The 16,579-nt window shown below is 44.4% G+C and carries 10 protein-coding genes; all 10 read left to right on the forward strand.

Features of this window, described 5'->3' with window-relative positions; all coding sequences use genetic code 11:
• Positions 1-63: 63 nt before the first annotated feature.
• A complete protein-coding gene (locus BLQ87_RS06710) occupies positions 64-3,105 on the forward strand; it encodes a SusC/RagA family TonB-linked outer membrane protein (RefSeq protein ID WP_074605358.1) in 3,042 nt (1,013 codons plus the stop codon).
• A 10-nt stretch (positions 3,106-3,115) separates the two neighbouring features.
• Positions 3,116-4,555 (forward strand): RagB/SusD family nutrient uptake outer membrane protein, encoded by a 1,440-nt coding sequence (locus tag BLQ87_RS06715; protein WP_143010360.1) that lies wholly within the window; start codon positions 3,116-3,118, stop codon positions 4,553-4,555.
• A gap of 37 nt (positions 4,556-4,592) precedes the next feature.
• A complete protein-coding gene (locus BLQ87_RS06720; protein ID WP_074605360.1) occupies positions 4,593-6,596 on the forward strand; it encodes a glycosyl hydrolase family 28-related protein in 2,004 nt (667 codons plus the stop codon).
• Between the two features lie 264 nt (positions 6,597-6,860).
• Positions 6,861-7,808, forward strand: coding sequence for a DUF72 domain-containing protein (locus BLQ87_RS06725; RefSeq protein ID WP_074605361.1), 948 nt, complete (start codon positions 6,861-6,863; stop codon positions 7,806-7,808).
• Positions 7,809-7,860: 52 nt separating this feature from the next.
• Entirely contained in the window at positions 7,861-8,496 is a 636-nt protein-coding gene (locus BLQ87_RS06730) for a peroxiredoxin (RefSeq protein ID WP_074605362.1), read from the forward strand.
• Positions 8,497-8,566: 70 nt separating this feature from the next.
• The gene (locus BLQ87_RS06735) at positions 8,567-9,076 is read left to right on the forward strand and encodes a MepB family protein (RefSeq protein ID WP_074605363.1); all 510 of its coding nucleotides are present in this window, start codon (positions 8,567-8,569) and stop codon (positions 9,074-9,076) included.
• A gap of 171 nt (positions 9,077-9,247) precedes the next feature.
• Entirely contained in the window at positions 9,248-9,817 is a 570-nt protein-coding gene (locus BLQ87_RS06740) for an RNA polymerase sigma factor (RefSeq protein WP_074605364.1), read from the forward strand.
• 101 nt (positions 9,818-9,918) lie between these two features.
• The gene (locus BLQ87_RS06745) at positions 9,919-11,067 is read left to right on the forward strand and encodes a FecR family protein (RefSeq protein ID WP_074605365.1); all 1,149 of its coding nucleotides are present in this window, start codon (positions 9,919-9,921) and stop codon (positions 11,065-11,067) included.
• Between the two features lie 163 nt (positions 11,068-11,230).
• The gene (locus BLQ87_RS06750) at positions 11,231-14,737 is read left to right on the forward strand and encodes a TonB-dependent receptor (RefSeq protein ID WP_074605366.1); all 3,507 of its coding nucleotides are present in this window, start codon (positions 11,231-11,233) and stop codon (positions 14,735-14,737) included.
• Positions 14,738-14,747: 10 nt separating this feature from the next.
• Complete coding sequence (locus tag BLQ87_RS06755) at positions 14,748-16,472, forward strand: RagB/SusD family nutrient uptake outer membrane protein (RefSeq protein ID WP_074605367.1); 1,725 nt, start codon at positions 14,748-14,750, stop codon at positions 16,470-16,472.
• The last annotated feature ends 107 nt before the right edge of the window (positions 16,473-16,579 follow it).

Here is a 16,579-nt window from a genome sequence, read left to right on the forward strand (position 1 = left end):
AGCATACTACTTACAAACTATGGTAAACATGCTTATGATCGCTAAAAATCAAATTATATTCTGATGACATATAAAAATTACTTAATCGTCTTTCTCCTCATTTTGCCCGGTGTTAAGGGCTACGCCCAGCTTCCGGCAGGGCAACTAAAAATCACGGGGAATGTGAAAGATAAAACCGGCACAGTGATGCCAGGTGTGAGCGTTTTTGTCCAGGGAACCCGACAAGGGGGCCCTACTGATGCGAACGGTAAGTATAGCATCCAGGTGGCAGGTGAAAAGTCTGTTCTGGTATTTGCTTATACCGGATTTGTGAGCCGGCAACGGACGGTGGGAAAAGACAGGGTGATCGATATGGTCCTTTCAGAAGATCAGAAAGGATTAAATGAGGTGGTCATCATCGGCTATGGTACGAGTAAGAGAGGCGATGTGATCTCTGCAATTACTTCGGTGAAAGGGAGTGACTTACAGCAGATCCCCGTTACGAACCTGGATGCGGTGATGCAGGGGAAGGCTGCAGGTGTTCAGGTGATACAAAATTCGGGAGCCCCTGGTGATGAAGCTTATTTGCGGATTCGGGGAAGCGGATCTTTGTTTGGAGAGAACCGGCCCTTGTATGTGATCGATGGCGTACCGATGAACAACATCTCCGCCGGCAGCGGACCTCAAAGTACAGACGGACAAAGGGTCTCTGCGCAAAATGACATCAATCCAAATGACATTGAATCTGTAGAAATATTAAAAGATGCAGCTGCGGCAGCGATCTATGGTTCGCGTGGGGGAAATGGTGTCATTCTAATTACCACTAAAAAAGGAGCCTTAGGCAAAGCAAAATTTAATTTTAACATGTATACCGGCGTTGCAGAGGTACGCAAAAGGTTGTCACTGCTCAATGGGGCAGAATACGCGCAACTCATTAAAGAAGAAAGGGCAAATGGCGGACAGCCGGTGGAGAATGACATCATCAATACCGGTGTCAATACCAACTGGCAGGACCAGGTTTTTCGCCCTGCGCCCATCTCAAATTATGCTTTATCTGTATCCGGTGGAACAGATAAGGCGAGTTATTATGCGTCCGGGAGCTATTTTGATCAGAAGGGTACGATCATCGGCCAGAAATTTAAAAGGTTAAACGGGCGGATAAACTTTGATGCAAAAGCAACTGACGAGTTGAAAATCGGAGCGAATGTGACCGGTAGTCATTCCATGAATCACCGCAGGGATGGCAGCTTTTCCAACCAGTCTGTTCTGACACTTGCTTTGGTTCAAAATCCAAATAATCCGGTGTATAATCCGGATGGCAGTTACTATATGGATGCTAAAGGGCGACTGAATCCGGTCATGATGGGGAATGAGCTTCGGTTTATTGCCGAAACTGACCGTTATGTTGGAAATGTCTATGGAAACTATACGCTTGCCAAAGGATTACAATTCAAATCCAGTATTGGCTTTGACCATTTGAGCATTACGGACGACCGGTATCTTTCCAGGCTCGTCAATAATGGCAGTAATGCAAGCGGTTCTTTAAGTGTTTATTCGGTAATGCTTTGGGTAAATGAGAATACCCTATCCTATAATAAAACGTTGAATAAGCACCATAAACTGACTGCTTTGCTTGGCCAGAGTTATCAGGAATCTGCGACGCGCAGAATTGCTGCGGCAGGGAATACAAATTCAACGGATATCATTGAATCTATCACTGGTTTTACCAACAGAACCGAAGCTTCGGATTATCGTTCCAAATGGGCCATCGTCTCTTATTTTGGCCGGGCGGGATATACGTATAAAGATCGTTTCTTGTTTGAAAGTGCTTTGAGGATTGATGGTTCTTCCAGATTTGGTAAGCATAAACGATTTGGTTATTTCCCTTCCGTATCCGGAGGCTGGAAGATCAGTAATGAAGCTTTCATGAAAAAACAAGAGGTGATCAGTAACCTGAAGTTACGTGCAAGTATAGGTGTAACGGGTAACAATGAAGGTTTAGGTACGGATTTCCCTTCATTAGCCACCTATAACGCAGGGACTAACTATGGCACACTGCCCGGGGTCGCCGCAGGTAGTTTGTCCAATGCTGACCTGAGTTGGGAATCTACCACGCAAACCAACCTCGGACTGGATTTCGGACTTTTTAAAGATCGCATTAACGTTGTCGTCGATGCTTATAGAAAAGTAACCAACGACCTTATTTTTAAACTGGAATTGCCTTATAGTTCCGGCTTTAGCCGGACCTTTGGAGCCAATATAGGTCAGATGAGGAATGATGGACTGGAATTCCAGGTCAACAGTCGTAATTTGCTGGGTAAATTCAGCTGGACTACTGATTTTAATATCTCCTTTAACCGCAATAAAATCACCCATCTCCCTTTAACGGTAGCAGGTGACCCCAGGAGTGCTGACTTTACAGAAGGACTTCCCAATAGCTTTAATACCACTAATCCTACCAGTATTTTCAGAATAGGCGAACCGGTGGGGTCTTTCTTTGGTTACCGTAATCTTGGTGTTGACCCGCTAACCGGTGATTTTATTTATGAGGACATTACAGGTGATGGCGCAGTCACCACCGCCGACAGGCAAATTGTTGGAAATGCTTTACCACTTCATACCGGTGGGATCACGAATACTTTTGGCTATAAAGGCTTTGACCTGAGTGTCTTCTTTTACTGGTCTTATGGCAATGATGTTTATAACCAGACGAGAAATGTACTCGAAAGAATGAGCAGTTTAAACAATGGAAATAAGCATGTACTGCGCAGATGGACGCCGGGAAATACCCTCACTAATGTGCCTAAAGCGATCTGGGGTGACCCTGCGGGTACTGATGGTCTGACCAATGCGGAGGTATCCCAGCGCTTTATTGAAGACGGATCATTCCTGAGGTTAAAAAATATCACCTTAGGGTATGCACTGCCTTCGGCTTTTCAAAAGCGGATGAAACTGAGTAATGCCCGGTTCTACGTCAGTGCTCAAAACCTTTTTACTGTGACAAATTACTCCGGCTATGATCCGGAAGTGCAAAATCAGCAGTTTAAGAATTCGCAACTGGGGATCGACTGGGCTTCACAACCTCAACCCCGGACATTGATGTTTGGTTTTAGTCTTGGATTTTAATAATAAGCATATGATAACTTCATCATCGTTAAAAATAGTAAGGTATATCGTCCTTTTTGCTGCAGTCAGCTTCAGCTATGGATGCAGTGTGGACGGACTGCGTCCGGAGGACCGCATTGTGGATGGGAATTTCTGGAAGAGTGCTGCAGATGCGGAAGCAGCAGTAATTGGCATTTATGATAAGGTACAGTCGCTGGCAAAGCAGGACCCGGTTGCTTTCGATGTCGGTTCAGATGCGATAGACGTTTTACAGGTAACAGACGATTACCTGCCTATCGATCAGCACAACATTACGGTAGATAATCCAAGGGTAAAGGACTACTGGGAAAACAACTATGCAGGGATCCACCGTGCAAATGATGTCATTAAACATATTCCGGGAATTAATGATGGGTCTTTTTCCACTTTGCAACGCGATTGTCTTTTAGGAGAAGCCTATTTTTTAAGGGCATATTTCTATTTCAACCTTTTGAGGGCTTATGGTGGTGTGCCATTGATCACTGTACCTTATGAGTCGTTTAATGCTGATTTTACCGTCCCCCGTGCCGGGGTAGCGGAGGTTTATGCCTTGATCATCAGTGACCTGCAGACCGCTGAATCCAAATTGCTGCTGAAGTTCGGGGATGAGATGCAAACCAGAGGAAGAGCAACGAAAGGTGCTGCCAATGCCTTGCTTGCCAAAGTGTTTCTCCATAAAAAGGATTATCCAAATGCCGTAATTCAGGCGACTAAAGTCATCGAAAACCCAAATTATGGACTTACAACCGGCCGGACGAATTATATCAATATGTTTACGCCGAATGGCCGTAATAGCCGGGAGTCAATTTTTGAAATTCAGTTTGTCAGTTCGGCAATAGAAGGGCATGGACTCCACAGGTATTACATGCCGGTTGCCAATGCCGGCCAGATCGGGGGAGAGTATATCCTGGCGCCAACGGCAAAAATGATCAACGCTTATGAAGCCGGTGATTTCAGAAAGGATGCTTCAATCGCTTTGAGTACAAACCCACCTTTCAGGAATACCGGACAACCGTATATCAGCAAATATGTCAGAACCTCTGCAAATCTTGATGGCAATGTTATCGTTATCCGCCTGGCCGATGTGATGCTGATGAAAGCCGAAGCCCTGATGTTATCGGGGCATCCTGCGGAGGCAATAACGCTATTGAATACGATCAGAAGAAGGGCCTATGGCCTGGATCTGAATGCAATTTCTATGCGGGACTATCCAACGGCATCGGATCTGGCCAGGGGCTATACGCTGGAACTGGCGATAGAAAATGAACGCTTTCTGGAACTGGCATTTGAAGGGCATCGCTGGCATGACCTTTTGAGGACAGGCCGGGCAAGTGTTGTACTTGGCATTGCGGCGGAGAAATGTCTGTGGCCGATACCTCAGCGTGAACGTGACAGAAATCCGAAGCTGATTCAGAATCCGGGTTATAATTAGTGAGTAATGTATTTGTGAATTTAATAAGATTTGAGCTATGATGAAGTTTAATCGCATGGTAATCGTGTGCAGCTTATTGCTGATCAGCGTTGTTTTACATGCCCAGGATAGGAATATCGGGGTCAATGAAGTTTACCCACCTGCAATGTTTAAGGAAAATGGCGGGCGTTTTATCAATGTCAAAAAGCTGGTGGAAAGCGGTATTTATACCGAAAATGCAGTGGGAAACGGGTTTAATGACGACAGTGATGCGATCATTGCGGCAATGGACTGGGTCATGAACCGTTTGAGAGCTGCGGGCCAGCCTTGTGGCTGGACGGAAAGCTGGTACATCTATTTTCCAAATGGCACTTATCAAGTCTCTAAGCCATTGGTTTACTCCGGTGATCCGGTTCCGGATTGTGTACCTGGACAGGTTTCAGCGAACCGTGAAGGTACTGCAGGTTTAAAGCTGGTAGGGCAAAGCCGGGAGGGGGTAGTGATCAGGCTGAAGGACAATGCTGCCGGTTTTGAGGCGGGAATGAAGAAACCGGTAGTTTCTTTTTCCAAATTTGACAAGGGGACGATTTTTAACAATGCGCCGGCAGGTTTTCAATTCAGGAACATCAGCATTCATACCGGTAATGGCAATCCGGGCGCTATCGGACTTGATTTTTATGGCGCCAATACCGCGAGACTGGACAATGTGAAAATAACGGGCGGAGGAGAAATCGGTCTGCATGTCAGGATTGGTTCAGCGCATGGTTATTACAGTAACCTGATTATCGATGGTTTTAAGTATGGGATATACCTGGATGGAAATACAGAATCACACCCTGCAATTGAGTATGTGAGCCTTAATCATCTTAGTGAAAGCGGAATTCTGCTTTCAGGTATTTCTACCTCTCTGCGTAAAATCTATTGCAGCGATGCAGGGAGCGGACTGATCCTGCAGAAGAAAGGGCTCTGTCTTCCACATGCAGTTATTGTCGACAGCAAATTTGAAAACGGTACCGCCTTAAATACGGGGATTCGCATTAATGATGGATTTCTTTTCGCAAGGAATGTGGAATTATCGGGTTATGGCACCGGGATTAAAATGGCTGAAGCTGTTGTTGCTGCGGCCGGTATTATTGAGGAATATTCCAGTGGTTCTTTTAAAGCCTTTTCAGCATCGAGGGTAAGGAGCGGAAATGTGAAATCAATGAATTTGGCTGTGGAGGATTATCCTTTGATTCCCTGGGAGGGAAATTTTAGCGAATGGGCCAATGTGGATGATTACGGCGCTATTGGCGATGGCCTGACGGACGACATGGCAGCGATTCAACTCGCCTTGAATGCGGGTAAAAAAGTGGTTTTTCTTCCTAAAAATAAGTATCGAATCAGCGGTACACTGAGTATTCCTGCTGCGGTAAAACAGGTGCTTGGAGCGGGGGCCCGGATTGAAACAGGAGGAGTCAAATTTGAGGTGAATGCGGTATCGGCAGAGACTTTACTGCTGAGGGATATTGAGCTGACATCAGGCTCTGTTAAACATTCCGGCAACCGGCAATTGTTTTTAGAAAGCACTTCCTCCGCAGGCAATGTTTATACCAGCTTTCTGACCAGTCCCGGAACAAAAGTATTCGCCAATAACATCCATGGTTTTGCCCGGCTGGATGGAACGATTAAATATGTGGATGCCTATGTGCGGTTTGTAAATAATGAAAAAGCGGATCATTTTCAGCTAAATGCCGGTACAAACAGCAAGCTCTGGATATTTGGGTTTAAGACAGAAAAGACCTTTTCGGTCATGAAAGCCAGGGATGCTGCGAAAATGGAAGTCTTGGGAGGGGTGTTAAACCGCTATAGTAAAGATGTTGAGCCGGATCCGGTTGGTATACTGAATGACAATTCGGATATTTCTGTAATCGCTGCGACCAGCGGGCCTGATCGGAACTGGAATCCTATGATTCTGGATATTCAGGGAAGTGTTACTAAATCCTGGTTAATGAATGAGTTCTCTTTTCGTGGATGGGGGACGAATATTGTGATCCCGCTCTATGTAAGTTACGGATTTTAAGGTAAAATCTTTTCGGAAATTGGAGGTAGATTGCAGAAGACGGGCTGTTTTTAAGGATATGCTTCAGTTTTAAAGACCTGTCTTATGCGGAGATCTTAAACCTGTCGTACAACTGCTGTCTGCCAGCTAGGAGGAAGCCCCTGGCGATAGCAATGCCTGTCATCAGGCCAATGCGGATAAAAGCACTGAAAATAATTAAACAATTCCTGAAATTTCATAGTTTTACAGATAGCAGTTCACTGGCTTTATTTAAATAAAAACAATATGGATTTTGGAAAGGTTTCCGACGAGGAGCTTAAAACAGTAGATTTCAGCTTGCCCGAAGATGGGGAACAGACGGGCAAAACCCTGAAAGGTAAAGCGCGGGCAAAGCAGCCTGAATTCTATGTTGGCTGTGCGAAATGGGGGAGGAAGGAATGGGTAAATATGATCTATCCGCCGAAAACCAAGGAAGCCAATTTTCTGGATGAGTACGTGAAGCACTTCAATTCCATTGAACTGAATGCCGTTTTTTATAGCATTCCTAACCAGGAGCTGATCCGTAAATGGAAGGAAAAAGCAGATGCAAATTCCAATAATGACTTTCTGTTTTGTCCTAAGTTTTCCAGAACGATCAGCCATATCAAAAGGCTAAAAGGGGCAGAAGAGCCGACAGATCTCTTCCTTGCCAATATCTCTGAATTTGGAAAATACCTCGGGCCATGTTTTCTGCAAATGGGTGATAATTTTGGCCCAAAAAATATAGAGGTCCTGGAAGCATTTTTGAAATACCTGCCTGTGGATCTTTCTGTGTTTGTAGAACTGAGGCATGCGGAATGGTTTTCCGTGGAGGAAAACCGAACCAGGCTTTTTGAAATGCTGGCAAAACTGAATAAAGGAGCGGTGATTACCGATGCCAGCGGCAGAAGGGATTGTGTACATATGGAACTGAGTACGCCAGAGATCTTTATCCGCTTTGTGGGTAATGGACAGGAGCACAAGGCATCAGATGAAGCGAGAATTGATGAATGGGTGGCGAGGATCAAAACATGGATGGGGCAGGGTCTGGAAAAGGTTTATTTCTTCCTCCATCAGCATGATGAGAAAGATACCCCGATTCTGGCCAATTATACGATAAAAGCCTTTAATCAGCATTTGGGAAGTAAGATCGCCGAAATTTCTTTTCTTGGCGATAAGGACGAAGATATTACAAAACAGACACAATTATTCTAAAAAGTATACTAGATTTGTAGATATTATATTTATACCCTAAAACCACAAAATTATGAGTTTAAGAATAGGGGACGCAGCTCCCAACTTTAAAGCACAAACCTCTATTGGTGATATTGATTTTTATGAATTCTTAGGAGATAGCTGGGGTGTTTTATTCTCTCACCCTGCGGATTACACACCGGTATGTACTACTGAACTGGGCCGTACAGCAGCGTTGAAAGGTGAATTTGAAAAAAGAAATGTGAAAGTCCTGGCCTTGAGCGTAGATTCAGCAGAATCGCATAAAGGATGGATCAGTGATATCAATGAGACACAAAATACAAATGTGGAATTCCCGATCATTGCTGATGAAGATAAAAAAGTAGCAGACCTGTATGATATGATTCACCCAAATGCCTCAGAAACATTAACAGTGCGTTCTTTATTCATCATTTCTCCGGATAAAAAGGTGAAACTGATGTTGACGTATCCTGCTTCTACCGGAAGAAATTTCAACGAAGTATTGAGGGTAATTGATTCTCTTCAGTTAACCGCAAATTATAGCGTGGCTACACCGGCCGACTGGGTAGACGGAGATGATGTTGTGGTGATGAACAGCATCAAAACAGAAGATATTCCTGCTAAATTCCCTAAAGGACATAAGGTGATCAAGCCTTACCTGAGAACTACACCTCAGCCTAACAAATAAGATTTAACCATTTCACCTCATAACCCTGCATCAATCTGATAGGTTGATGCAGGGTTAATTATTTTATGCCATGACGCTACCTCCCGATTTGCTTATTGTTAAAGAACTGGTGTTTGACCGTTTGGGTTTTGAATCCGGCCCGGTAACTATGGAAGCAGAAAGTGCGGAATATGGAGCTTGTTCATTTAAGCTCAATGGTTTAGCAGTGCGCTTTCGTGTAGGCAAAACTACCCCAACCAAAACCGGTCAGTTTGTAACCCTCTGGAAGAGAAATGGGACAGGCCCGATTGAGCCTTATCAGGCATCTGATGAAATTGACCTGTTCCTGGTCAGCACCAGAAAAGGGCATCGCTTTGGGCAATTTGTATTTCCTAAACCGGCGCTGATTAAACATGGGATCCTCAGCAATAACGGAAAAGAAGGTAAACGGGCCATCCGTATTTATCCCCCATGGGAAGAGGTAACAAGCAAACAAGCCATGAAAACCCAGCAATGGCAACTGGAATACTTTCTGGAAATCCCATTGGAAGAGACTGCAGACCCGGCACTGGCGAAGCAGCTTTATGCCGGAGAAGACTAAGTTGTCTTATGAATACATGTAAAATTCGCTGAATGTTTTGCTGAAATTCTTCATAAATGGCCTTTTGCAATTTATAATTTTGGTATATTGTATACTGACTTTTTAAAGTAAAAACGCTGGCAAAACAATGAAAGGAAAAATTTAATCAGTTTCTTCGGGGGGAGCAATGATATGAAAACATATTCTAATCTGGCAGACGTTACATTAATTTCGTTGATGAGTAAGGGGGATAACTTTGCTTTCACCGAACTCTACAACCGGTATTGGGAACAGGTGCTTTTTTATGCTGCCCAAAAAACGGAAGACATGATGGAGGCGGAGAATATTGTTCAGGATGTTTTTGTCTCGCTCTGGAGAAGAAGGGCCGAACTGGAGATCAACTCGGAATTTAAACACTACCTGATTGTTTCGGTCAAATATGGCGTCATCAAATTTCTAAACCGACAGAGAACAAAAAGACAAGCCGAAGAGAATAGCACCTCAAACTATGATGTGCTCGATGATTCTACACAACAATACCTTGATTTTGAAGAATTACGTGACAAGCTGGAGGAGATGATCGCCAGGCTGCCGGAAAAAACCGCATTAATTTACAGGATGAATAAAGAAGAGGGGATGAGCCATAGAGCGATTGCTCAGACACTGGGGATGTCTGAAAAGGCGATAAACTCACATCTGGTAAGAACCAAAAAGGTCCTGCGCGCAGGTTTGGATACTTTTCTCTCCACCATTCTGCTTTGAAACCTTTGAAATCTTTGAAACAGAGTAGCTTAAAATTATTTATTTTTTTTTGAATCATTTGATAAGCCCAATGCACTTATTAATAAATACGAATATGGAAGATGGCCAAATCAGCAGATAAGATCAGACTTGAGGACCTTGCTCATAGATATCTCATGGGAACACTGAGCAAGGAGGAGCAGCAGGAATTTGACCATTGGTTCAATACCACTAATGAGGAACCCATAGCAGTGCCTGAGGCATTGGCTGAAGATAAGGAAGCACACCGGCTGGCGATTCTGAAAAAGATTAGAAAAGAGCTGGATGCGGAGGCTCCCCGAAAAATAACCTTATGGAGGAATATCGCAGCAGCTGCTGCTGTTGTTTTCGTTGTAGGCCTGACTGCGCTGTTCTATTTAAAGTACCAGCAGCGTCCGGAACCTGGCAGTACTGACTTGCTTGCTTCGGATATTGCCCCTGGCAAGAATGCAGCTACACTCACCCTTGCCGATGGAAAAAAAATCGTCCTTTCTGCACTGAAAGATGGTAAATTGCTAACGCAGGCTGGTGTGGAAATTGAGAAAAGGGCAGATGGACAGCTGATCTATAAACAAAAGCATCCCGGGACTACCGTTAAACCGGAATACAATACATTGACCACTTCGAGAGGGGAACAATATCAGGTTTTCCTGCCCGATGGTTCAAAAGTCTGGTTAAACGCAGCTTCCTCGGTTAAATTTCCGCTGAGTTTCGGCGCTTTAAAGGAAAGAAGGGTGTACCTCACAGGAGAAGCCTATTTTGAAGTCTCCAAAGACAAATTAAGACCCTTTCGCGTAGTTTCTGAGCAGCAGGTCGTAACCGTGTATGGCACACATTTTAACATTAACAGTTATGGGGATGAAGCAGCAGTAAAAACGACACTGCTGGAGGGTAGCGTTGATGTAAATGGCACTTTGTTAAAGCCAAACCAGCAGGCGGTACTTGCAGGCGGTAAAATAAATGTCATTCCTGTTCGCGTTGAGAATGTAGTGGCCTGGAAAAACGGATACTTCCGCTTTAGTTCGGAATCTCTTGAAAGTATCATGAGAAAGGTTTCCAGGTGGTACGATGTTGAAGTTGAATTTCAGAATCCCTCACTTAAGAACGTAGAATTCGGAGGGGTGGTGACCCGGTATACGACCATCTCCAAGGTGCTGGAAATGCTGGAACTTACAGAAGAAGCCTCCTTTGAGCTTAAGGGCAAAACGATCATCGTCAAAAACAAAAAGTAATGCAGTCCTCATCATAAACCAACCCAATCCGTTCACCTAACCAAATAAAAACATGCAGCAAGAACAACCTGGAACCACAATCCTGCTAACCCATACAGGTTCATCGGAATGAATGATGCTTAAGCGCTGAAAAGCGAAGTTTTTAGCTAAACCAAACCAATGAATGTATAACAATAAAGGTTTTTGTATGCTGAGCGGCTGCAACCTTAAATTTCCTGTGATCATGAAACTGCCGGTTATTTTTTTAATTGCAGGTATCCTGCTTGTTAATGCTGTTGCTGTTGCTCAGCAGGTCACTTATGTTAAAAAAAAGGTACAGTTAAGGGACCTTTTTGATGAAATTAACAAGCAAACAGGGTACGACATCATCTGGTCGGAAAAGAAATTAAACAATCTACGTCCTATAGATGTGGATTTTCACAATACTCCTTTGGAGAAAGTACTGGACATCAGCTTAAAAGGCCAATCCTTAAAATACACCATAAAAGACAAGCGGATCATTATTCAGGAGCAGGTACCCGGCACAAATGGCAGCCCTGGTGTGAGCAAAGTGATCGATGTTAAGGGAATGGTGGTTGATGAGGAGCGGAAACCACTGTCAGGAGCAACGATAAAAGTAAAAGACAATAACAAAGGTACGGTTACAGATGTGGATGGCGTATTCCTGCTAAAAGATATAGATGAAAAAAGCCAGCTGATGATCTCCTTCCTCGGATACGTTTCCCAAACCATTGCTGTTTCTCCGGAAAATATGACGATTAAGCTCGTAGCAAAAGGAAATGAACTGGAGAACGTTGTCATCTCAGTTGGGTATGGAACGCAGAAGAAAACCAGCATTACGGGAGCTGTTTCTTCCGTCAGCGGGAAAGATATCGCAGCTACTCCAACCACCAACCTTTCCAGGTTGTTGGCCGGCCGCCTCCCGGGAGCGCAGATTGTCAGCAATTCGGGACTGGTAGGCGCAGGTGCTGATATATTGGTTAGGGGGCCGGGATCAGGTACAGGGGGTACTTTCCCTTTGGTAGTGATCGATAATGTGGTGTCTTCAAGGGCCGATTTTGATGTGCTGGATCCAAATGAAGTAGAGGTGCTGACCTTGTTAAAAGATGCAGGAACGGCGGGGGTTTATGGTTCCAGGGCTTCCAATGGCGTGTTATTGGTCAGCACGAGATCCGGTTCCTACAATCAGAAACCGGTTTTTACCTTTAAAAGTTATTTTTCTACTGACCGTACAACGGAGCCTATTCAGGGATATAGCGCTACAGATCAGCTGATCTTTAAAAATAATCAATATAAAAACTCCATGCTGCTGGCGGGCAATCCGGTAGGCCCGCTGCCTTACGGAGCGGATGCATTTGCGTATTATAAAGACAGGTCTTATGACCTGCTGGATTATATATGGCAAAATCCCGCTGCTCAGCAGTACAACCTCAGCGTTTCGGGAGGAGGAGAAAACCTGACTTATTTCTTAATGGGGGGAGTTAATCAATCCAATTCTTCTTTTAAAGATACAGACTATAACCGCTATAATTTCAGAAGTAAGCTGGAATCGCAAATTACCGGGAACCTGAAAGTTGGGCTGAACATTAGTGGGTACAGGCGTAATGCGGACCGTTTTTACTGGCCTTATGATACGGAAGAAAGCAATACCATTCCTGATTTCTATAGAAGCACTTTCAACTGGAGCAGGCTCAATCCTTTTTATACCAGGGCCGATGGTACACCCGCTGACCGGACTGATCCGCTGGCTTATCCGGTTTCGGTGGCGAGTTGGAACCCGGTAGAACTGATCTATAACGGGGGCTACCGTAAAATAGTGTACAACAATTTTAATGGAATCTTTAACCTCGATCTGAAAATCCCTTTTATCAAAGGATTAAGCACTGGGATGCTCGCCAATTATAATTACAATACCCGCAACGGGAAAGCACTTGTAAAATTTAACAAATATTACAAGCTGCAATTTGAGCCGGCAGCAGGGAATTCTCCGGGTTATATCCCTGCACCAATAAATTTTGAACTTAAAGGCGAACATAATTTAAGGAACGATTCAGAACGGATTATTGAAAATGTCGATTTCTCAAATTCTTATCAATTGAACTGGTTCCTGAACTATGCCCGGAAATTCGGCCGGCATGATTTATCTGCAGATGTGATCTACGAGCAGTCCAACATAACCACCAAAAGCCTTTCAGGAATTGCCGGTAAATTAGTGTCAGGGGAATCTGATCAGATATTAGCGGCATCAAAAGACGTTGCCAACAGGTACTTTGATGGTGTGGAGGGGGCTTCTGCAAGGATGGGATGGGTAGGGAGGTTACACTACGAATATGAGGATCGTTATATTGCCGAATTTGCCTTCCGGGAAGACGGATCTTATGTATTTGGACCAGAGAAACGCTTTGGCTTCTTTCCTTCCGCATCCGCTGCATGGAGAATCTCTAAAGAAAAATTCTTTAGTGTATCTTTTATTAATGAGTTGAAAATAAGAGGGTCCATAGGGACTACAGGTAATGACGGGACTGTCGACAATAGTATTGCGCCTTATCAATGGCAAAACAATTACAATGTGGGTAGTTCTTACGTCTTTGGTACGGATTATCAGATTGGGATAGCGCCCGGGCTGCTTCCAAATCCTGACATCACCTGGGAAAAAACAACTTCTTATAACGGCGGACTTGATTTTGGAATGTTCGACGGAAAGCTAAATGGAGCTGTCGACTATTTTGAGCGCAGGATCAGCAATATATTTGGCAACAGGATTGCCTCCCTGCCCGGGATATTGGGCGCCACGCTGCCAGCAGTAAATTACGCAAAAAAAGAGGTGAGTGGTTTTGAAGTCGCCTTGCAATATCGTCAGGTGTCTGGTGCGTTTAAGTATGCGGTTGGGGCCAATCTGGGCTATGCCAAAGATAAATGGGTTCTGCGCGATGAAAACCCGGCGATGACAGGCACCTGGAGAAGTGCCATAGGGCAGGCTGGTGATCGCATCTACGGTTATGTTTCTGAAGGTATTATCCGGGATCAGGGCATCATCGATGAGCTTAAATCAAGAGGCTTCAAACAATTTGGAAGAGCGCCGATGTTGGGGGGGCTGTTATTTAAAGACATCAGGGGGGCTAATTTCGCAGAAGGCCCCGACGGGAGAATCGATGAGAATGATGCGACCTACCTTTCTTCCAACGCGATACCCCGGATCAATTATGGGGTTAACCTTTCCGGAGAATGGAAAAATTTCAAACTGGATATATTGTTGCAGGGGGTAGGTGCCTATGATAAGATTATCTCCACACTGAATACCCAAAAAGGAGGAGTGTTTCAGGTGGCCGACCGCCCTTATTTTGGCCTTTGGACAGATGCCTGGTCAACAGAAAATCCCAACGGAAAATATCCCAAAGTTATCGACTGGGGATATGAAGAACTGGGCTTTGGTGCTTCTTCCTTCTGGATTCGGAATGGGTCATACCTCAGGGTTAGAAGTGTCAATCTTTCTTATGCCATTTCCGGGAACTGGCTGACTAAACTCGGGCTGAAAAATATGGAAATCTTCTTTACAGGAACAAATCTGCTAACGCTGACTGCCTTCAAGGCGTATGATCCGGAACAGCTCTCCCTGGATTCTTATCCCGTAATGAAGACCTATACCGCTGGTCTTAATATTAATTTTTAATGCTGCTGAAATGAACAGGTTAACCTACATACTATACTTTATTTGCATCAGCCTGTCTTTGTCGGGCTGCAAGAAAAGTCTTGATTTAAAAAATGCGGGTGCATTTGATCCGGCTTCAGTCTGGAATGATCCGCAACTGGCCAATGCGTATTTAACTAATTTATATGCCACTACTTTACCTACCGGATGGCCTGTAAATAGTGGCGGTAATGCAGATGAACTGAGCGGGAATTTACCCGAAGATGCGGTCACCACCAATAACACCTTGTTCAAGAGCTGGCCTTATGACCTCATTAGAAATATCAATATCCTGCTGACTGAAATTGAAAAGGGGAGTCTGCCGGCTGGTACTAAAGAGAAAATGAAGGGGCAGGCATACTTTCTACGTGCCTGGGTTTATTTTAATGTGGTAAAGCTTTATGGAGGCGTACCGATCCTGGAGCAGCCATTGGGAGTTAAGGACGACCTTAGTGCGGGCCGGAATTCGACAAAGGCCTGTTTCGACTTTATTGAGGCAGATCTGAATAAAGCGATTAATGCATTACCAGACCAATATATAGGGGGAGATCGTGGCCGTATTGATAAAGCGGCAAGTCTGGCTTTTCTGGGTAGAGTGATGTTGTATAAAGCCAGTCCGCAGTTTCATCCTTCAAACCCCTACAACAATACCGATTGGCCAAAGGCTTATGAGGTGAACAAAATGGCAAAAGAGCAGCTTGCCGGAATGGGTTTTGGTTTAAATCCGGATTATGTGGGGATATGGGCCAAAAATAATAAAGGCAATAAAGAGGCCGTCATGAGTGTGTTGTTTATGGCACCAAACCGGATGAATGGGAGATCGGAAAATCAGTGCAGGCCGCTTAGTGAGTCAATTGATGCCAGTGGTGGCGATCAGCCTGTCTGGGAAATGGTCGCTGCATATCCAATGAAAGATGGGCTGCAGCCTGGTATTTCCCTTAAATATCCTTATGAGCTGCAAACCTTCTGGAAAGATCGTGATCCCAGATTTTATGCTTCGGTGGTGTACAACGGTTCCCTATATGAACTGAGCAGAATAGCCGGCAGACGGCAATATACGGCAAATGGTGTCGCTTCTATTGATGATGTATTTGGAGGAGGGGAACAGGGCGATTTTCACAGAACAGGCTTCTTCCCAAGAAAAGGGATGGATCCTACATTATTGAAATCAGAGGTGACAAAGAATGAAACGGATTGGATAGAAATCAGGTATGCAGAGGTGTTATTGAACTTTGCAGAGGCTGCCAATGAAACCGGGAAATCCAATGAAGCACTGGAGGTCCTGATTCAGATCCGTAAGCGTGCAGGTATTGAAGCCGGGGCGGATCAGCTTTATGGATTAAGCGGCAGCACAGGCACCGCACAAATACGTAACGCGATCTATTTTGAACGAAGAATCGAATTCATTTATGAAGGACAACGGTTTAATGAGCTGAGGCGGACCAGGAGGCTGAACGAAATAGACGGGATGCGTAAAAATGGATTGCTGGCCACTTTAAAGTCGGACAAAGTGGCCGAAGACGGAAAAACCTTTAAACTCTTACCGGAGGATTTTACCTATAAAATTCAGCCTCTTTTCTCCAATGGAACCAACCTGATGTCGACACCGGAGCGCTATTACTTCTTTCCGATCCCAAGGGTCGAGATTGAAAAGAATCCTAAATTATTACAGAATAAAGGATGGGATGGAGGAACATTTGACCCTACCCTGGAATAAAACAAGCATGAATCAGAGAAGGATAATAAATCATATAGACAACCACAATACATCATATAGAGAACGATCATAAATCATATAGAGAACAACAATACATCATATTTTAA

This window comes from Pedobacter steynii (genome assembly GCF_900103665.1).
GTDB classification, from domain to species: domain Bacteria; phylum Bacteroidota; class Bacteroidia; order Sphingobacteriales; family Sphingobacteriaceae; genus Pedobacter; species Pedobacter steynii.